The organism is Corynebacterium mastitidis DSM 44356, assembly GCF_000375365.1.
GTDB classification, from domain to species: Bacteria; Actinomycetota; Actinomycetes; order Mycobacteriales; family Mycobacteriaceae; genus Corynebacterium; species Corynebacterium mastitidis.
The window spans coordinates 75,898-94,020 of record NZ_AQXB01000004.1; the positions used below are offsets into that span (position 1 = coordinate 75,898).

At 69.7% G+C, this 18,123-nt stretch carries 19 protein-coding genes; 13 read left to right on the plus strand and 6 right to left on the minus strand.

Annotated elements, in window-relative coordinates; genetic code table 11:
* Positions 1-38 precede the first annotated feature (38 nt).
* The 7 genes from efeU (at position 39) to B140_RS12960 (ending at position 6,078) form a co-directional block, all read left to right on the plus strand.
* The gene (efeU, locus tag B140_RS0105730) at positions 39-995 is read left to right on the plus strand and encodes an iron uptake transporter permease EfeU (protein ID WP_018118396.1); all 957 of its coding nucleotides are present in this window, start codon (positions 39-41) and stop codon (positions 993-995) included.
* Between the two features lie 16 nt (positions 996-1,011).
* Positions 1,012-2,196: an iron uptake system protein EfeO gene (efeO, locus tag B140_RS0105735; RefSeq protein ID WP_026166040.1), complete on the plus strand. Its 1,185-nt coding sequence runs from the start codon at positions 1,012-1,014 to the stop codon at positions 2,194-2,196.
* On the plus strand, positions 2,193-3,410 hold the full coding sequence (efeB, locus tag B140_RS0105740) for an iron uptake transporter deferrochelatase/peroxidase subunit (RefSeq protein ID WP_018118398.1): 1,218 nt from the start codon (positions 2,193-2,195) through the stop codon (positions 3,408-3,410). Before efeO ends, efeB begins: the two co-directional genes overlap by 4 nt.
* 45 nt (positions 3,411-3,455) lie before the next feature.
* Positions 3,456-4,142, plus strand: coding sequence for a tRNA (adenosine(37)-N6)-threonylcarbamoyltransferase complex dimerization subunit type 1 TsaB (tsaB, locus tag B140_RS14325; protein WP_026166041.1), 687 nt, complete (start codon positions 3,456-3,458; stop codon positions 4,140-4,142).
* Positions 4,121-4,588 (plus strand): ribosomal protein S18-alanine N-acetyltransferase, encoded by a 468-nt coding sequence (rimI, locus tag B140_RS14330; RefSeq protein WP_018118400.1) that lies wholly within the window; start codon positions 4,121-4,123, stop codon positions 4,586-4,588. Before tsaB ends, rimI begins: the two co-directional genes overlap by 22 nt.
* Positions 4,585-5,637 (plus strand): tRNA (adenosine(37)-N6)-threonylcarbamoyltransferase complex transferase subunit TsaD, encoded by a 1,053-nt coding sequence (tsaD, locus tag B140_RS0105755; RefSeq protein ID WP_018118401.1) that lies wholly within the window; start codon positions 4,585-4,587, stop codon positions 5,635-5,637. Before rimI ends, tsaD begins: the two co-directional genes overlap by 4 nt.
* A gap of 63 nt (positions 5,638-5,700) precedes the next feature.
* Positions 5,701-6,078 (plus strand): hypothetical protein, encoded by a 378-nt coding sequence (locus B140_RS12960; protein WP_156801675.1) that lies wholly within the window; start codon positions 5,701-5,703, stop codon positions 6,076-6,078.
* A gap of 57 nt (positions 6,079-6,135) precedes the next feature.
* On the opposite strand, the gene B140_RS0105765 is transcribed toward B140_RS12960, so the two are convergent.
* Positions 6,136-7,512 (minus strand): amino acid permease, encoded by a 1,377-nt coding sequence (locus B140_RS0105765; protein ID WP_026166043.1) that lies wholly within the window; start codon positions 7,510-7,512, stop codon positions 6,136-6,138.
* A gap of 220 nt (positions 7,513-7,732) precedes the next feature.
* Between B140_RS0105765 and groES the strand changes: the two genes are divergently transcribed.
* Both groES and groL read left to right on the plus strand, forming a co-directional pair.
* Positions 7,733-8,032, plus strand: a complete 300-nt coding sequence (gene groES, locus B140_RS0105770) for a co-chaperone GroES (protein ID WP_018118404.1) — start codon at positions 7,733-7,735, stop codon at positions 8,030-8,032.
* Between the two features lie 14 nt (positions 8,033-8,046).
* A complete protein-coding gene (gene groL, locus B140_RS0105775) occupies positions 8,047-9,660 on the plus strand; it encodes a chaperonin GroEL (protein ID WP_018118405.1) in 1,614 nt (537 codons plus the stop codon).
* A 61-nt stretch (positions 9,661-9,721) separates the two neighbouring features.
* Here the strand turns inward: groL and B140_RS0105780 are convergent, their stop codons facing one another.
* From B140_RS0105780 to B140_RS0105790, 3 genes are all read right to left on the minus strand, one after another.
* Positions 9,722-10,117 (minus strand): pentapeptide repeat-containing protein, encoded by a 396-nt coding sequence (locus tag B140_RS0105780; protein ID WP_018118406.1) that lies wholly within the window; start codon positions 10,115-10,117, stop codon positions 9,722-9,724.
* Between the two features lie 142 nt (positions 10,118-10,259).
* A complete protein-coding gene (locus B140_RS0105785) occupies positions 10,260-11,033 on the minus strand; it encodes a MurR/RpiR family transcriptional regulator (RefSeq protein ID WP_018118407.1) in 774 nt (257 codons plus the stop codon).
* A 68-nt stretch (positions 11,034-11,101) separates the two neighbouring features.
* Positions 11,102-12,763, minus strand: coding sequence for an alpha-glucoside-specific PTS transporter subunit IIBC (locus B140_RS0105790; RefSeq protein ID WP_026166044.1), 1,662 nt, complete (start codon positions 12,761-12,763; stop codon positions 11,102-11,104).
* 272 nt (positions 12,764-13,035) lie between these two features.
* On the opposite strand from B140_RS0105790, the gene B140_RS0105795 reads away from it, so the two are divergent.
* Positions 13,036-13,887 (plus strand): endonuclease/exonuclease/phosphatase family protein, encoded by an 852-nt coding sequence (locus B140_RS0105795; protein ID WP_018118409.1) that lies wholly within the window; start codon positions 13,036-13,038, stop codon positions 13,885-13,887.
* Positions 13,884-15,626 (plus strand): alpha-glucosidase, encoded by a 1,743-nt coding sequence (locus tag B140_RS0105800; protein WP_018118410.1) that lies wholly within the window; start codon positions 13,884-13,886, stop codon positions 15,624-15,626. The genes B140_RS0105795 and B140_RS0105800 overlap by 4 nt, the downstream gene beginning before the upstream one ends.
* On the opposite strand, the gene B140_RS0105805 is transcribed toward B140_RS0105800, so the two are convergent.
* Complete coding sequence (locus B140_RS0105805; protein ID WP_018118411.1) at positions 15,557-15,907, minus strand: WhiB family transcriptional regulator; 351 nt, start codon at positions 15,905-15,907, stop codon at positions 15,557-15,559. The genes B140_RS0105800 and B140_RS0105805 overlap by 70 nt on opposite strands.
* Before the next feature lie 264 nt (positions 15,908-16,171).
* Between B140_RS0105805 and B140_RS0105810 the strand changes: the two genes are divergently transcribed.
* Both B140_RS0105810 and B140_RS12080 read left to right on the plus strand, forming a co-directional pair.
* A complete protein-coding gene (locus B140_RS0105810; RefSeq protein WP_018118412.1) occupies positions 16,172-16,744 on the plus strand; it encodes a sigma-70 family RNA polymerase sigma factor in 573 nt (190 codons plus the stop codon).
* A complete protein-coding gene (locus B140_RS12080; RefSeq protein WP_018118413.1) occupies positions 16,741-17,598 on the plus strand; it encodes a hypothetical protein in 858 nt (285 codons plus the stop codon). The genes B140_RS0105810 and B140_RS12080 overlap by 4 nt, the downstream gene beginning before the upstream one ends.
* Before the next feature lie 15 nt (positions 17,599-17,613).
* On the opposite strand, the gene B140_RS0105820 is transcribed toward B140_RS12080, so the two are convergent.
* Positions 17,614-17,967 (minus strand): DUF5319 domain-containing protein, encoded by a 354-nt coding sequence (locus B140_RS0105820; protein ID WP_101173493.1) that lies wholly within the window; start codon positions 17,965-17,967, stop codon positions 17,614-17,616.
* Positions 17,968-18,123 lie beyond the last annotated feature (156 nt).

The window sequence follows — 18,123 nt, forward strand, 5'->3', positions numbered from 1 at the left end:
AACACAAGCCGTGCGCGCCGGGAAAGGCGGATGGCGAGTTGTTCCTGGCTAATTTTCTTATCGCCCTGCGCGAGGGCGTGGAGGCGTCCCTCATCGTGGGAATCCTGGTGACCAGCCTGGTCAAGATGGGGCGCCGCGACGTGCTCCCGCGCCTGTGGCTGGGCGTGGGGATCGCGGCCCTGGTGCCCCTGGCGGTCGGCGCGCTGATGACGTGGAGCCCCTACACCCTGACCTTCCAGGCCCAGGAGATCCTGGGCGGGGTCCTGTCCCTCGTGGCGGCGGCGATGCTGACCTGGATGATCCTCTGGATGGGGCGGCACTCCCGGGAGATGAGCGCGGACCTGCGGACGCAGACGGCGGCGGCGCTGGCGCGCTCCTCCGGCTGGGGAATCGTGTGGATCGCGGCGCTCAGCGTGGGGCGCGAGGGCCTGGAGACGGCGGTGTTCGTGTGGGCCACGGTGCGCGCCACCGCCAGCGGCGGGCTCTGGCAGCCCACGGCGGGCGTGGTGGCGGGCCTCGCGGTGGCGGTGGTCCTCGGCTGGCTGATCTACCGGGGCACCGCCCGGATCAACCTGGGCAGGTTCTTCAGCCTCACCAGCTACCTGTTGCTGGTGGTGGCCGCGGGGATCGTGGCCTACGGCCTAGGCGATCTCCAGGAGGCGGGGGTGATCCCGGGCTGGGGCACTAGCGCCTACGACCTCTCCGGTTACTTTGACGGGCACATCCCGGGGGTGCACCCCGGTGCCTGGTGGTTCGTGCTGGCGGAGGCCATGTTCAACGTCAACCTCGCGCCCACCGTGGTGCAGGTGGTGGGGTGGTGCGCCTATCTGATCGCGGTGCTGCCCCTGCTGTGGCGCCAGCAGCGGGGCCGTCGCGGCGGCCCCGGCAGCGCCGAGCGCGCCCGCGGTGCCGACGCCGCAGGTGCAGCAGGTGCTGCGAAGGGCGGCGTCGAGAAGAACCCGGAGAGCGCACCCGCGGCTCCGTCAGTGAAGTAGAGAGGGTTAAGTAAAGATGAAGCTTGTTCGTGTGGCCTGCGTGCTGGTTCCCGCCGTGGCCCTAAGCGCCTGCGTGGCCAACAACCCCGAGGGCACCTCCGAGGCGGAGGGCGCGGCCGGGGAGCCCATTGACGTCCGCATCACGGACGATACCTGCGAGGTCTCCGCCTCGGAGGTGCCCTCGGGGCGGGTGACCTTTGCCCTGAGCAACGAGGGCACGGTGCGCAACGAGTTCGAGATCCTCGCGGAGGATCGCCTGCGCATCGTGGGCGAGCGGGAGAACCTGGGGCCGGGCACCCACACCGACTACACGGTGCTGCTGGAGCCCGGCAGCTACGTCACCGCCTGCAAGAAGAACATGGTGGGGGCGCTGGTGGACGAGCGCGATTTCACCGTCACCCAGGGCGAGGCGGTGGAGGTCTCCGGCGACGAGCAGGAGCTGATCGACGCCGCCGTGACCAACTACACGGCCTACGTGCGCGATCAGGTGGGGCAGCTCCTGGCCGCCACGCAGGACTTCGCGGATGACTACCGAGGCGGCAAGGAGGAGTCCGCCCGCGCGGCCTACGCCCCGGCCCGCCTGTTCTACGAGCGGATCGAGCCCACGGCGGAGGCCTTCGGGGACCTGGATCCCGCGCTCGACGAGCGGGAGGCGGACTACCAGGCCTCCGAGGAGACGGACGCGCGCCCCTGGACGGGGTGGCACCGCATCGAGAAGGACCTGTGGCGCCCGCAGGACGCCCCGGCCCTGGACCCCGCCCAGCGCGCCGAGCTGGCGGACAAGCTCGTGGAGAACACCCAGGAGCTCTACGACCTGGTGTACTCCCCGGACTTCACCGTGAGCATCGCGGACATCTCCAACGGCGCCATCGGCCTGCTGGAGGAGGTGGCCACCACCAAGATCACGGGCGAGGAGGAGGCCTTTAGCCACACCGATCTCTACGACTTCCAGGGCAACCTGGAGGGCGCGCGCGTGGCCTATGGGACGGTGGAGGACCTGGCCAAGCGAGGCGACGAGGAGCTGGCGCGCACCATTTCCGCGCGCTTCGAGGCGCTGCAGGCCGCCCTGGACTCCCACCGCGAGGGGGAGGGCTTCGCCTCCTACGACTCCCTGGACGATAAGGCCCGGCGGGAGCTATCCGACCGGGTGGACGCCCTGCGCGTGCCGCTGGCCACGCTCACGGAGGCCATCGTCCGATGACCGCCAAGATCAGCCGCCGCGCCATGCTCCTGGGCACCGGGGTGGGCGCGGGCGGCGTGCTGGGCGGCTTCGCCCTGGGCCGCCACGCCCCGGCCGAGGGGGCGTCGCTGAGCGGGGAGGTGGAGTTCCGGGGCGAGCACCAGTCCGGCATCCTCACCCCCGCCCAGCAGCAGATGCTCATGGTGGCCTTCGACGTGGTGGCCACGCGCCGGGAGGACCTGGTGGCGCTGCTGGAGACGTGGACGCTGGCCGCCGAGCGGATGCAGGCGGGCGAGCCGGTGAACGCGCCCAAGGCCCGCGACGACGTGCCCCCGGACGATACCGGCGAGGCTATGGGCCTCGGCGCGGCGCGGCTGAGCGTCACCTTTGGCTTTGGCGCGAGCCTGTTCCGGGAGGACTTCGGCCTGGCCAACAAGTGCCCGGCGGCGCTGCGCGAGGGCATACCGCGCATGGCGGCGGAGAAGATCGACGAGGACCGCTCCCACGGCGACCTGGTGATCCAGATCTGCGCGGAGGACCCCATGGTGGTACTCCACGCCATGCACCAGTTCAAGCGCCTGGCCTTTGGCACGGCCTCCGTGCGCTGGATGCAGGTGGGCTACGGCCGCACCGCCTCCACCTCCACGGAGCAGGAGACCCCGCGCAACCTCTTTGGCTTCAAGGACGGCACCGCCAACATCAAGGCCGAGGACCCGCAGGCGGAGCTGGATAAGCACCTGTGGATTCAGCCCGGCGATGAGGCCGGGGCCTGGGCCGCCGGGGGATCGTACCTGTGCGTGCGCAAGATCCACATGATGATGGAGGTGTGGGACGAGCTGATCCTCTCGGAGCAGCAGCGGATCATCGGCCGGGAGAAGGTCGGCGGCGGCCCGATGTCCGGCGGCGAGGAGTTCAGCGCCCCGGACTTTGGCGACGGCCGGATCGACGCCCACTCGCACCTTGCCACCGTGCACCCGCAGCACAACGGCGGCGCCCGGATGCTGCGCCGGGGCTACAACTACACCGAGGGCCTCACGGAGCTGGGCCGGTTGCAGGCCGGGCTCTTCTTCATCGCCTACGTGCGCGATCCGCGCACGAATTTCATCCCGGTGCTGGCCCGCATGTCCGAGGACCTGCTCACCGAGTACCTCCAGCACACCGCCACCGGGCTGTACCTGGTGCCGCCCGGCATCCGCGAGGGCGACGCCTACGTGGGGCAGCGCCTGCTGGGGTAGGGCGCGGCATGGGGCGCCCGCTCCCGCCGCGCTATCCTTGGCTGCGTGTTAGTTCTCGCCATTGATACCGCCACCGCGGACCTCGTGACGGGCCTCGTGGACGCCGCCACCGGGGCCGTGGTGGCGGAGCGCATCGTGCGCGGCACGCGCGCCCACAACGAGGTCCTGGTGCCCACCATCCAGGAGATGCTGCGCGAGCAGGGCCTCTCCCTGATCGACGTGCAGGCGATGGTGGCGGGCTGTGGCCCCGGCCCCTTCACCGGGCTGCGCGTGGGCATGGTCACCGCCGAGGCGCTGGGTCACTCCCTCGGCCTGCCGGTGCACGGGGTATGCACGCTGGACGCCATCGGATACCAGCTCCGGGACTGCCCGGCGGCCCTGGTGGCCACGGACGCCCGGCGCCGGGAGGTGTACTGGGCCACGTACCGCCACGGGCGCCGCGAGGAGGGGCCGGACGTGGTGGCCCCGGCCGCGCTGGCCCCCGCGCTCGCCCCGGAGCGCGTGAACATCCCCGAGCACCTGGGGGAGTCGCTGCCGGAGCCCCTGCGCGTGCTCCCGCGCGGCCACGCCACCCCCACGGCGGCCTCCCTGGTGGCCGTGGCAGACCTGGCGGCCGACCCGGAGCCCCTGCGTCCGCTGTACCTGCGCCGTCCCGACGCCGCCGAGCCCAAGCCGGTGCCGCGCTCCCCGGCCATCCCGGAGGTGAACACGTGGTGGGGCTGCGGAAACTAGAGGTGGCCGACGCCGCGCGCTGCGCCGAGCTGGAGCGGGTGCTCTTCCCCGGGGACAGCCCCTGGCCGCAGGCCGCCTTCGAGCGCGAGATCCCGCACCCCTCGTCCTTCTACGTGGGCGCGGAGGAAGGCGGGCTGCTGGTGGGGTATGCGGGCCTGGCGGTGCTGGGGCCGCAGGAGCACCCCGAGTGCGAGGTGTACACCATCGCCGTGGACCCCGCCTGCCAGGGCCGGGGCCTGGGGCGGGCCCTGCTGGATCAGCTTCTGCACACCGCGGACCTGCTGAGCGCCCCGGTGTTTCTGGAGGTGCGCACGGATAACGCCCCGGCCATCGGGCTGTACGAGAGCTGCGGCTTCACCATCACCGGTATCCGCCGCAACTATTACCAACCCTCCGGGGCGGATGCGTACACGATGATGCGTGAGGCTACTGTGAGGACATCATGATTATCCTTGGCATTGAGAGTTCCTGCGACGAGACCGGCGTGGGGATCGTGCGTCTGCACGAGGATGGCCGCGTGGAGCAGCTCGCCAACGCCGTGGCCTCCTCCATGCGGGAGCACGCGCGCTTCGGCGGGGTGGTTCCGGAGATCGCCTCGCGAGCGCACCTGGAGGCGATGGTCCCCGTGATGCGCCAGGCGCTCGAGCAGGCGGGGATCGCGCGGCCCGACGCCGTGGCCGCCACCGTGGGGCCGGGGCTGGCCGGGGCGCTGCTCGTGGGGGCGTCGGCCGCCAAGGCCTACGCGGCGGGCTGGGACGTGCCCTTCTACGGCGTCAACCACCTGGGCGGGCACGTCGCGGTGGCCAACCTCGAGGGGGAGGCGCTGCCGCACTCCGTGGCGCTGCTGGTCTCCGGGGGGCACACCCAGCTCTTGGAGGTGGAGGCCGTGGGCAGACCCATGCGGGAGCTGGGCTCCACGCTCGACGACGCCGCCGGCGAGGCTTACGACAAGGTATCGCGCCTGCTGGGCCTGGGCTACCCCGGCGGGCCGGTGATCGACCGCCTGGCGCGCCGGGGCGACCCCGCCGCGATCGCCTTCCCCCGGGGCCTGACCAAGAAGGTGGACGAGCAGCGCGGACACCGCCACGACTTCTCCTTCTCCGGGCTCAAGACCTCCGTGGCCCGCTACGTGGAGGCCGCGGAGCGCGAGGGGCGCGTGATCTGTGTGGAGGACGTGTGCGCCTCCTTCCAGGAGGCCGTGTGCGACGTGCTCACCATGAAGGCCGTGCGCGCCTGCGGCGACGTGGGGGCCGGGGTGCTGCTGCTGGGCGGCGGCGTGGCGGCCAACTCCCGCCTGCGGGAGCTTGCGGGGGAGCGCTGCGCGGCGGCGGGGGTGGAGCTGCGCGTGCCGAGCCTCGCGCTGTGCACGGACAACGGCCTGATGATCGCCACGGTGGCGGCGCAGCTCATCCACGAGGGCGCGCGCCCCTCGGGCCTGGGGGTGGGAACCGATCCCTCCCTGGACGTGGAGGTGCCTCTGGTACACGCCGGGTAAACGGCGCGTGAAATCTTGGCGGACCCCCTGGTGGGGGCGCCGCCGGGGATCTACTCTGAGGTGGTGACGCAAGGAATCCTCATCACCCCCGACTTCACCCTCCGCACGGTGTCCGTGGCGCTCGGCGAGCTGCGCGAGGGCTCCGCGATCCCCGTGGCGCTGGACGAGTCCACCCCCTACCTGGCCTACCCGGTGGAGGAGGGCGGCGTGCCCAACCCCGCGGCCTCCCTGGCGAAGAACCGGCGGGCCACCGGCAACCCCGCCTTCCTGGCGGACCCGGCGGCCGCCCTGCGGGGCGACGTGGTGTGCGTGCGCGCCGACGGGAAGGACGCCACGGAGGCCAACGAGCGGGCCGCCGCCGAGGTCGTGCGCGCGGCCCGGGCCTACTGCGAGGACTACCCGGAGGAATACGCGCTGTGGCGCAGCGCGGCGGGGCGCTAGGGGCTCTGCAGAGGCGTTTGGGGGAAGCTTGAGATAGAGGGGACAGCCCTCCTCGCCTTAACCCCGCCTGCGTTCCCGTGCCACGCCCACGGCGCAGACCGCGCCCACCCACACGAGGGCGGCGATGAGGCCGCCGCGGGTGTCCGCGGCCAGGGAGAGGGCCACGCACATGAGGGCGAAGAAGACCAGCAGCCCGACGGCGGTGGTGGACCCGCCGGGGGTGCGGAAGCGGGAGGCGCGGTGGGCATCGGGCTCGCGGCGCCGGTAGCGGAGGTAGGACCACACGATCGCCGTCCACACGGCCACGAAGAGGGTGGCGGACATGGAGGTCACCATGGTGAAGGCCTCCAGCACGCCGTCGCCGGTGGCCATGAGCACGAGAGCGGAGAGCAGGAAGATGCACGAGAGGGTGAGGGCGTTGCGGGGGACCTGGCGGGGGGAGAGCTTGGCGAAGACGCGGTGGGCGTCGCCGCTTTGCGCCAGGCCGTAGACCATGCGGGAGGTGGAGTAGATGCCGGAGTTGGCGGAGGAGGCCGCCGAGGTAATCACCACGAGGTTGACGATGGTGGCGGCCGCGGGCAGCCCGGTGAGGGCGAACATGGTGACGAAGGGCGAGTTCTCCGGGACGATCTCGTTCCAGGGGGTGACCATCATGATGACGGCCAGGGAGCCGATGTAGAACAGCACGATGCGCAGGGGGATGGCGTTGATCGCCTTGGGCAGCACGGTCTCCGGGTCCTTGGTCTCCGCCACGGTGGTGCCCACCAGCTCCACGCCCACGAAGGCGAAGAGGGCGATCTGGAAGCCGGTGACGAAGCCCCCGAAGCCGTTGGGGAAGACCCCGCCGTGCTCCCAGAGGTTGCTCACGGAGGCGGTGGAGCCGGAGTCGTTGGTGTGCCCCAGGCAGATCAGCGCCACGCCGAGCACGATGAGCGCCACGATGGCGATGATCTTGATGAGGGCGAACCAGAACTCCGTCTCCCCGAAGGCCTTGACGGTGAGCGCGTTGAGCACGAAGAGGAGGGCGATGGTGCCCAGGATGGGGATCCAGCTGGGCAGGTCCGGCCACCAGAAGCGGAAGTACCCGGTGATGGCCACGAGGTCCGCCACGCCGGTGACGATCCAGCACAGCCAGTACGTCCAGCTCATGGCGAAGCGCGCCCAGGGGCCCAGGTACTTCTCCGCGATGTCGGAGAAGGAGTGGAAGTGGGGGTTGGCGAGCAGCAGCTCCCCCATGCAGCGCATGAAGAGGAACAGGGCGGTGCCGATGATGGCGTAGACCAGCAGGATGGAGGGGCCCGCCAGGGAGATCGTCTTGCCGGACCCCATGAAAAGCCCGGTGCCGATGGCCCCGCCGATGGCGATGAGCTGGATGTGACGGTTGGTGAGCTGCCGCTGGAGCTCCTGCGGCTGGTTCTGTGGCGTAGCGGTCATGGCGAACACCGTTTCTGTCATTCAAATGGTTTTTTCAAACTCTAGCGCATGGGGGCTACTTTGGTACCAAAACGGGGGTGCGGACGGTTGAACGCTGGCACTCGCGGGGGTAGAGTGCCAGGCAGGTTGTCAGACACACAGTTGTTCACCCGCGACGACGGCTGTGCTGGACGTACGCAACCGGCACAATCAATTGAGCACTTCCAATGGAGGAATAACAGTGGCAAACGTCAACATCACCCCGCTTGAGGACCGCATCCTGGTGCAGATCGTGGAGGCGGAGACCACCACCGCGTCCGGCCTGGTGATCCCGGACTCCGCCAAGGAGAAGCCGCAGGAGGCCACCGTCATCGCCGTCGGCGCGGGTCGCTTTGACGAGAAGGGCGAGCGCATCCCCGTGGACGTCAAGGAGGGGGACACCGTGATCTTCTCCCGCTACGGCGGCACCGAGATCAAGTACGAGGGCGAGGAGTACCTGATCCTCTCCGCGCGCGACGTCCTCGCCGTGGTAGCCAAGTAGGGGCCTGAAGAAGCATGGCAAAGCTGATTGCATTCGACCAAGAGGCCCGCGAGGGCATCCTGCGCGGCGTCGATACGCTTGCCGACGCCGTGAAGGTCACCCTCGGCCCGCGCGGCCGCAACGTGGTGCTGGACAAGGCCTTCGGTGGCCCGACCGTGACCAACGACGGCGTGACCATCGCCCGCGACATCGACGTCGAGGACCCGTTTGAGAACCTCGGCGCGCAGTTGGTGAAGTCCGTGGCGATCAAGACCAACGACATCGCCGGCGACGGCACCACCACCGCCACCCTGCTGGCCCAGGCCCTCATCACCGAGGGGCTGCGCAACGTGGCGGCGGGCGCCAACCCCATCGAGCTGAACCGGGGCATCGCCGCGGGCGTGGAGAAGGTGGTCGAGGAGCTCAAGGCCCGCGCCACCGAGGTCTCCGCCGCCAAGGACGTGGCCAACGTGGCCACCGTGTCCTCCCGCGACGAGGTCATCGGAGAGATGGTCTCCGGCGCGATGGAGAAGGTGGGCAAGGACGGCGTGGTCACGGTGGAGGAGTCCACCTCCATCGAGTCCTCCCTGGACGTCACCGAGGGCGTGTCCTTTGACAAGGGCTTCCTCTCCCCGTACTTCATCACGGATACCGACGCCCAGCAGGCCATCCTCGAGGACGCCGTGGTGCTGCTGGTGCGCAACAAGATCTCCTCCCTGCCGGACTTCCTGCCGATCCTGGAGAAGATCGCGGAATCCGGCAAGCAGGCGCTCATCATCGCCGAGGACATCGAGGGCGAGCCGCTGCAGGCCCTCGTGGTCAACTCCCTCCGCAAGACCCTCAAGGTCGCCGCCGTGAAGTCCCCGTACTTCGGGGAGCGCCGCAAGGCCTTCATGGACGACCTCGCCGTGGTCACCGGGGCCACCGTGGTGGACCCGGAGGTGGGCATCAACCTCGCGGAGTCCGGCACCGAGGTGCTCGGCGGCGCGCGCCGCGTGACCATCACCAAGGATCAGACCGTGATCGTGGACGGCGCGGGCACCGCCGAGGCGCTGGACAACCGCCGCGAGCAGATCCGCCGCGAGATCGAGAACACGGACTCCTCCTGGGACAAGGAGAAGGCCGAGGAGCGCCTGGCCAAGCTCTCCGGCGGCGTGGCCGTGATTAAGGTCGGCGCCGCCACCGAGACCGAGGTGGGCGAGCGCAAGCTGCGCGTGGAGGACGCCATCAACGCCGCCCGCGCCGCGGTGCAGGAGGGCATCATCGCCGGCGGCGGCTCCGTGCTGGTGCAGATCGCCCACGAGCTGGAGGCCTTCGCAGAGGGCTTCGACGGAGAGGCCAAGACCGGCGTGCTGGCGCTCTCCCGCGCGCTGGTGAAGCCCGCCTTCTGGATCGCGGAGAACGCCGGGCTGGACGGCGCCGTGGTGGTGGCCCGCACCGCCGAGCGCCCCAACGGCGAAGGCTTCAACGCCGCCACCCTGGAGTACGGCAACCTCATCGAGCAGGGCATCATCGACCCGGTGAAGGTGACCCACTCCGCCGTGGTCAACGCGGCCTCGGTCGCGCGCATGGTGCTCACCACGGAGGCCTCCGTGGTGGAAAAGCCCAAGGAGGAGGAGCCCGCCGCCGGTGGGCATCACCACCACTAGGGGCGAGGCAGCGCGAGCCTCCCGCCGGAGAAGGCATTCCCTCTCCGGTGGGAGGCTTTCCTCATTGTTGGGTGCGCCGGGGAAGGAAGAATATCCGCACCGAGTTTTCTGAGGGTTCGTAGTCGAAGCGGGTGGTCTCGTCGATCAGGACGCCCTCCTGGTGGAGGTAGTCCTCTCGTTTTCCTCCCAGGTAGGCCCCGCGCAGGTCGGAGCCCCGGAAATCGCACTCGTTCGAGTTCGAGGCGTGGAAGGCCGCCTTGCGGAGATCGCAGGATAAAAACGAGACGTTGGTGAACTCGGCGTCGATGAACCCCGCGCTCATCAGGTTGCAGCGCTCGAAGGTGACGTTGCGGAACTCCGAGTGGTCTGCGATGAGCTTGGGGAGATCTTTCCCCGAGAACGTCATATTGGCGATGCGGGCGTTCTCCAGGGAGGGCAGGTCCCCCATGCTTTTCATGCTCGTGCTCCTCCCTCGCGCGGCCGGCGTCTCCTCTACGCCTGGATTATATATCCGGTTCCGTGCTCGGCCCGGGAGAGGACGAGACCACCGCCTTCGGCTGTGGGCGCATGGCCTGCACACAGGCGCGGGAGGGAGCGGCCTACGCCCCGTTGCTTTCCTCCCGCAGGCGGTGCCCCATGTACGCCCGGATGAGGTAGTCCAGCGCCACGTTCAGCCCGATGAGCGAGTAGAACTCGCCCACGTGCCACGGCGGGTTCATCGCGCTAGCGCAGTAGTGCAGGCTCCACCGCGAGGCCGCCGCGAGGGGGTTGTTGCTCAGCCTGGTCACGGCCAGGGTGGGCACCCCGCGCAGGGTGGCGGCCCGGGGGATGTCCACGAAGTCGGGGTTGGTGCCCGCCAGGGAGATCATCACGAGGGTGTCGCTGGGGCGCATCATGGGCAGGCTCACCCGCATCTCGGTGAGGTCGGTAATCACGGTGGCCTGCTTGCCGTTGGCCATGAGGGACTTGGCGAACTCCGAGGCGGCCAGACGCTGCGAGGAGCCGGTGCCCAGGCAGTACACCGCGCTGGACTCGTAGAGCCGGGAGACGATGGGGCCGAGGGAGAGCGATTCGAGGTGGGTCAGGGTGCCCAGGACGTCGTCGCGCTGCAGGGCGATCGGGTCGGGCGCGGGGCGGTGCTCCGCCTCGCGCAGGGAGGTGCGGATGAAGTACTTCATCTCCGCGAAGCCGGAGAAGCCCAGGCGCTTGGCCAGCCGCATGACCGAGGAGGTGGAGGTGTAGGTGCGCTGCGCGATGTACTGCACCGAGGCCTCGCTGGCCTCCTCCTGGTGGGCGAGCAGGTAGGAGAGGATGTCGCGCTCGGTGTCGTTCCAGGAGCCCTGGGTGGAGGCCACGATGCTTTCTAGGTTCATCGGTCCTCCCACGGTGCGGCGTCATTCTGCCCGGTTAGCATAGCAACGCCGGGCGTGATGGCGCTCTTTTATGCGTGCGCCATGAGCCCCTCGAACCTGTCGCGCACCTGGGGCACGTCCATGCCCACGATCACCTGCACGGCGGTGCCCTTGTTCACCAGCCCCAGCGCCCCGGCCTCGCTGAAGGAGTCGGGGTCGGCCACCAAGGCGGGGTCCTTCACGGAGACGCGCAGGCGGGTGGCGCAGTTGTTCACGTCCGCGATGTTGTCCGCCCCGCCGAGGAGCCGGAGGAAATCGGTGGCGCGCTGGGAGTAGGGGTCGTCGGCGGGCGCCTCCGAGGCAGTCTCCGAGCCCGCATCCGAGGCAGCACCCGGGGCGGCCTCCGAGGCGTCGTCCGCACCCGAGGCGGCGCCGATCTTTCCGTTCTTCTTCACCTCCCGGTATTCCTGCTTGGAGTAGAGCTTGACGTCCTTGTTCTCCTCGCGGCCCGGGGTCTTCAGGTCGAGCTTGAGGATGAGGAAGCGGAAGAGCGCGAAGTAGACCACCGTGAAGCACAGGCCCACGCCGATCTGCATGAGGTAGGTGGCGTGGTGCTGCGCCCAGAGGGGAATCCAGTTCTGGGCCACCACGTCGATGAGCCCGGCGCCCATGTTCCCGGAGAGCCCGAGCTGGTACATGATGGCCGTCATCAGCCCGGAGAGCACGGCGTGCACGGCAAAGAGCAGCGGGGCGATGAAGAGGAAGGTGAACTCCAGCGGCTCGGTGATGCCGGTGAGCATGGCGGTGAGCACCACGGGGACGAGCAGGGCCAGGGTGGCCTTGCGCTTTTCCGGCCTGGCGGTGGTGTAGAAGGCGGCGGCGATGCCCAGCGGGGCAAAGACCTTGGGGTTGCCGTGCAGGGCGAAGCCGCCCCCGGGGAACTGCTCCTTGAGCGGGGCGCTGGACTCGGCGTAGGTGGTCAGGTTGCTCACCCAGTGCGCCTGGATGCCCTCCGGCACCACGGCGGGGCCGAAGACGAAGGGGGAGTACACGAAGTGGTGCAGGCCGGTGGGGATGAGGATGCGCTCGAGGAAGGTGTAGGCGCCCACGCCCAGGGAGCCGGAGGTGACGAGGAAGCCCTGGAGGGAGGAGATACCGAGCTGGATCTGCGGCCACACGAGGCACACGATCAGCGCCAGCGGCATCATGACGAGGATGCCCACGATGTACACGAACTGGCTGCCCTGGAAGATGCCCAGGAACTCGGGCAGCTTCTTGTCAAAGTAGCGGTTGTGGATCCACACGGCCACGGCGGAGATGAAGATGGCGCCCAGGATGCCGGTGTCCAGCGTCTTGATCCCGGCGATGAGCTTGAGGCCGGATTCCCCGCCGGGCTCGGCGGCGTAGTCGATCCCGAAGGAGCCGCCAAAGACCTCGAGGAAGCCCGCCACGAAGTAGTTGAAGGTCAGGTAGAGCAGGGCGGCCTCCAGCACGGCGCGGGCGTTGGCCGACTTCGCCAGGGCGATGGGCAGTCCGAGGACGAAGAGCAGCTCCATCTGGTTGAACACGGTCCAGGCGCCGGACTCCCAGACGCGCCAGAAGTTGCTCCACGCGGTGCCGGGGGCGGCCAGCCCGCCGAGGAGCTGTTCGTTTTGGGCGATGATCGCCAGCGCCACGGCCAGGCCGGCCACGGCGAAGAGCAGCACGGGGGCGAGCATGGCGCTGCCGAACCTCTGCACTTTTTCCATCATGGTCACATACCTCTTCCTTGCAGGACTTTCAGGCTCACTTTAAGGCTTCGTGGAACCGATAGTGGGGACCTGCCACGATTGCGGCATAAGTTTCGCCGTTGTGGCACGGATGCCCCCGCGTGGTGGCGGATGTGCCCCGTGCGGGGCGCCCGGCGCACCTACTGTGGTCAGCGGAGGCGGGCAAGGCGTCGGAAAATAAGGCACACGGTGCCCTTGCCCGCCTCCGCCCCTTTTCCCGCCGTCGTGTAGCCGCCCCAAGGAGAGACCCGCCCGTGAAGTTCCTCAGCCTCAACGCGCACAGTTGGTGCGAGGCGGATCAGCCCGCCAAGATCATGGACACCGCCCGGCTCATCGTCTCCGAGGCGGTGGACGTGGTGGCGCTCCAGGAGGCCAACCAGCTCCAGGGCGGGGTGCCCTGGCGCTCCGAATACTTCTGCGGCCCCAGCGCGCTGGCGGTGGGGGCGGATAACTACGCCCAGGCGCTCGCGGCGGCCTGCGCCCACCTGGGCGAGCCGTACCACTGCTACTGGGCGGAGGCGCACTGGGGCTTTGGCAAGTACGACGAGGGCGTGGGCGTGCTCGTGCGGCGCCGGGTGCAGCCCCGCCCCAGCGCTCGGGCCCGGGCCGTGGTGCTGGCGGATTACGCCTACGAGGACGTGCGGCGCCGCGTGGCCCTGGCCGTGCCGGTGGAGGGGTGGGGGTGGGTGCTCTCCGGGCACTTCTCCTGGTGGTCCTTCGAGGGGCAGCGGCTTTTTGCCCGCGAGTGGCGGGCGGTGGAGGAGTTTGCCAAGGAACACGCGGGGGAGCGCATCTGCGTGCTGGGGGACTTCAACAACCCCACCACGGTGGAGGGGGAGGGTTACTCCCTGGTGCGCGGCCTCGGCTGGCTCGACGCCCGCGATGGCGCTCGGGAGGTGGCCGGGCACGACACGATCCCGGGAAGGATCGTGGGCTGGGAGCAGGCCGAGGGGGGAGCGCGGATCGACTACGCGCTGGTGAACCACCCGGTGCCGGTGCGCTCGCACCGGGTGGTCTTGGACGGGGTGGGATCGCCGGTGGTCTCGGACCACTACGGCGTGTTGGTGGAGATCGAGGCGCAGGAGAAAGGAACCGAAGAGCAGTGACGCGCGACAAGAAGCAGCAGAATACCCAGGACCGGCAGTGGTGGCACGACGCCGTGGTGTACCAGGTGTACCCCCGGAGCTTCCGGGACTCCAACGGCGACGGCATCGGGGACATCCCGGGTATCACCCAGCAGCTTCCCTACCTCAAGGAGCTGGGGGCGGACGTGGTGTGGCTGTGCCCGGTGTATCGGTCGCCCAACGACGACAACGGGTATGACATCTCGGACTACCGGGACATCATGGCGGACTTTGGCACCCTGGCGGACTTCGACGCCCTGCTGGCCGCCGCGCACGACCTGGGCCTGAAGATCATGATGGACCTGGTGGTCAACCACACCTCCGACGAGCACGAGTGGTTCCTGCAGTCCCGCTCCTCGAGGACCAACCCCTACCGGGACTACTACCTGTGGCGCGACCCCTCGGGCTACGCGGAGGACGGCTCCCCGCTGCCGCCGAACAACTGGGGCTCGGAGTTCGGCGGCTCGGCCTGGGAGTGGGACGAGCACACGGGGCAGTTTTACCTGCACATGTTCTCCCGCAAGCAGCCCGATCTCAACTGGGAGAACCCCGCCGTGCGGGAGGAGATCTTCGAGATGATCCGCTGGTGGCAGGACCGGGGCGTGGACGCCTGGCGGGTGGACGCCATCGGCACGGCGGACAAGCCGGAGGGCTTCCCGGACGATCCCTACCAGGAGCCGGGGCGGGTGACTACCTCCATGCGCTTTGTGAACAACCGGCCCAAGGTGCACACCTGGCTGAACATGATGAACCGCCAGGCGTGGTCGCACGCGGGCGCGCTCACGGTGGGCGAGCTGGCGGGCCCCACGCCCGAGCAGGGGGTGCTCTACACCGCCCCGGAGCGCCAGGAGCTCAGCCAGATCATCCACTTCCAGCACGTGGAGCTGGGCGCCAGCGAGCGCTTTGGCAAGTGGAGCCTGGGCAGGCCCGCGCTGCGGGACCTCAAGGAGGTGCTGGACTCCTGGCAGCGCGGCCTCGCGGGGCGCGGCTGGAACGCCCTGTACTGGGACAACCACGATCAGCCGCGCGCGGTGTCGCGCTTTGGCGACGATAGCCCCCGGTTCCGGGAGGCCTCGGCCAAGGCCCTGGCCACGGCGCTGTACCTGCAGCAGGGCACCCCCTACATCTATCAGGGGCAGGAGCTGGGCATGACCAACGTGGCCTTCGAGGACATCGAGGACTACCGGGACCTGGACACCCTGAACTGGTATCGCACCACGGTGGAGGAGCGCGGGGAGCTGACCGCCCGGGAGGCGCTGGCGCGCGTCCACGCCCGCAGCCGCGATAACGCGCGCACCCCCATGCAGTGGAGCGCGCGCCCCCAGGCCGGGTTCAGCGGGGAGGCCCCGCAGGCGGAGCCGTGGATCGCCGTCAACCCCGCCTACCCCGAGATCAACGTGGAGGATCAGCGATCGGACCCCCGCTCGGTGCTGAACTACTATCGACGCCTCCTGCGCCTGCGCAAGGGCGAGCTGCGGGACGTGGTGCGCGAGGGCTCCTACGAGCCGCTGTTCCCGGAGGACGAGGCGGTGTACGCCTACCGGCGGATCTGGGCGGGGACGCGGCTGACGGTGGTGGCGAACTTCACCTCCGCCGAGGCGGCGCTGCCGGGCATCGCCTGGGGTAAGCGGGAACGGCTGGTGCTGAGCAACTACGAGGACGCCGCCAGCACCTCGTCCCTGCGGCCCTGGGAGGCCCGGGTGGTGCTGGGCGAGGAGTAGGCCCGCCTGCGCGTGCGCAGGTGCGCCATGCGCTCGGACTCGCTCATGCCGCCCCAGATGCCGTAGGGCTCCGCGGCGCGCAGGGCGTGCTCGCGGCACAGCTCGATCACGGGGCAGGTGTGGCAGATGGCCTTGGCCTTGTTCTCCCGACGGGTGCGGGCGTGCCCGCGCTCGCCGTCGGGGTGGTAAAACATCTCCGAGTTCTCGCCGCGACAGGCTCCGTGGAGCTGCCAGTCCCACAGGTCGGCGTTGGGGCCGGGGAGCAGGCGGGGCTGAGCCATGGGTGGGGCCTCCTTAGCTGCTGAGGAAACAAACAGGAGCAAGTGTGTACCTTCTGGGTGAACGGGAGGTAGACGGGCGGTTACCGCCGCGTGGCCAAGCCCCCGCCCTGCCTCGCACGGTGCCTGTGAACTGCCCCTTTCCCCGCCGTTAACCTGGGTGAATTTTTCCCGCTCCGGCCCATGAGACCATTATGTTCGCCGTCGGCGGCATGGCCCATAGTATGCTGAATCGGTGACCTATCACCGTTAGGAAAAGAGCAGGATGTGAGCGAAGCCGAGCAAGAGTTACAGGCGCTCGTCCCCGCCGCGGTGAAGGGGGATCGGGGCGCTCTGCAACGCATTCTGGAGATCATCCATCCGCTCGTGCTGCGCTACGTGCGCGCCCGCATCAGCAACGGCCGGATCCCGGGCGCCGAGGACATCGCCCAGGACGCCTGCCTGGCGGTGGTCAGCTCCATCGGGCGCTACACCGACCGTGGGCGGCCGTTCATGGCCTACGTGTACGGGGTGGTGAGCAACAAGGTGGCGGACGCCCGCAGAACCTACGTGCGCGATCACTCCCACCCCACGGACGAGGTGCCGGATTCCGCCTCCCGGGAGGCCAACCCGGAGGAGGAGGCCCTGCTCACGGACGGTAGTAACAGAGTGCGCCTCCTTCTCGATTCACTTAACGAAAGGGCGCGCGAGATCATCACGCTCAGGGTGCTGGTGGGACTGTCCGCGGAGGAGACCGCGGACATCGTGGGAACCACGCCCGGGGCGGTGCGCGTGGCGCAGCACCGGGCGCTGGCGAACCTGCGCAAGGCAATGGACACGAGGGAAGAGGCAGAGCGATGACGAACGATCCTCGCGAACAGCGCGAGTTGCAGTTCAGCGACGCCCTCCTCACGGAGCTGTCCCACGGGATAGACCGCAGCGGGGGCGCGGACCCGCTCGCCGCCATGCTGCTGGAGCTGCGGGCGGACGTGGAGCGACCCATGCCCCCGGCCCCGCAGGCGCAGGCCCCGGTGATCGATCTCGGCGCGCGGCGTGGCGTCCGCCCGCTGCTCGCCGGCCTGCTGGGGGCCGCGGCGGCCACCCTCGTGATCGCGGGCAGCGGGGCGGTGCTGCTCAACGCGGGGCCGGGTTCCCCGCTCTACGGGCTTTCCACCGCGCTGTTCCCGCGCCAGGACTCCGCGCCGGACGTGGTGGAGCTGGCCAGCACCCTGGAGGAGATGAACAACCTCGCGCAGCGCGGGGACATGGACGGCGTGCGCCTGCTCATGGAGCAGGCCCGCCTCATGGTCCGGGACATGGAGGAGACCTCGCGCCTGGCCGCCGAGCGCGAGACGGGCGGCGAGGCGCCCGCGCCGAGGAACGGCGGCGCACCGCGCGGGGCGGCGGAGGCCACGGTGACGGTGACCACCACCGTGTCGGGGGCGGCCCCGGCGCAACAGCCGCAGGGCGAGGAGCCCCGGGCCCAGGCGAGCCAGGAGGCACCCGCCGAGCCCAGGCCCACGGTGACCGAGACGCAGACCGTCACCGTCACGGCCACCGTGACCGTCCTCGAGCCCGGCGGGGTGGCCGGGGAGCCCGCCGTGGCCGAGCGGGCCGCCGAGCCCAGCCCGGGGATCGCCCAGCCCGCACAGGAGGCGAGCGCGGGGGCGGAGGGGCAGGCCGAGCCCGCGCCGGGCGAGGCCGCAGAGCAATAGGAAGGGGCGCGGCGGTCAGCGCCCCCGCAGCCCGTCGAGGTAGCCCAGGGCGTAGTCCCAGGGCACGTAGGCGTCCACGTTGGGGGCCGCGCCCGGCTCGTGCACCGGGCTCAGCGTGTTCTCCAGCGTGGCCTTCATGTTGGCGGCCAGGATGTCCCAGCTAAAGTAGTGGTTCTCCTCGCAATCCTCGCAGAAGAAGAAAATCCCCAGGATGCCCCTGGGCCCCAGGGCCGCCTTGAACTCTCGAACGAGGTCGAGGTCGCGCTCGATTCCCCGGCGCTCTTCCTCGGACAGCGGCTCCACGGGTTCCTCCGCGTCCAGGAACGAGGCGGGGTCGTTCGGGTCGTCGGCAAAGGGGTCGAGCGGCATCTGAGAGTCGAAATTCACAACGCCGATCCTATGATTAGCCCCTCCATACTGGCAATTCCCTCGCGCTACCCCGGCGTGGAAGATCCGGTTAGAGTAGGTGGTTAAATGAAGGGAAAGGCACACGACCCTGCGGGGCAGGCGCATCGACAGCATTGA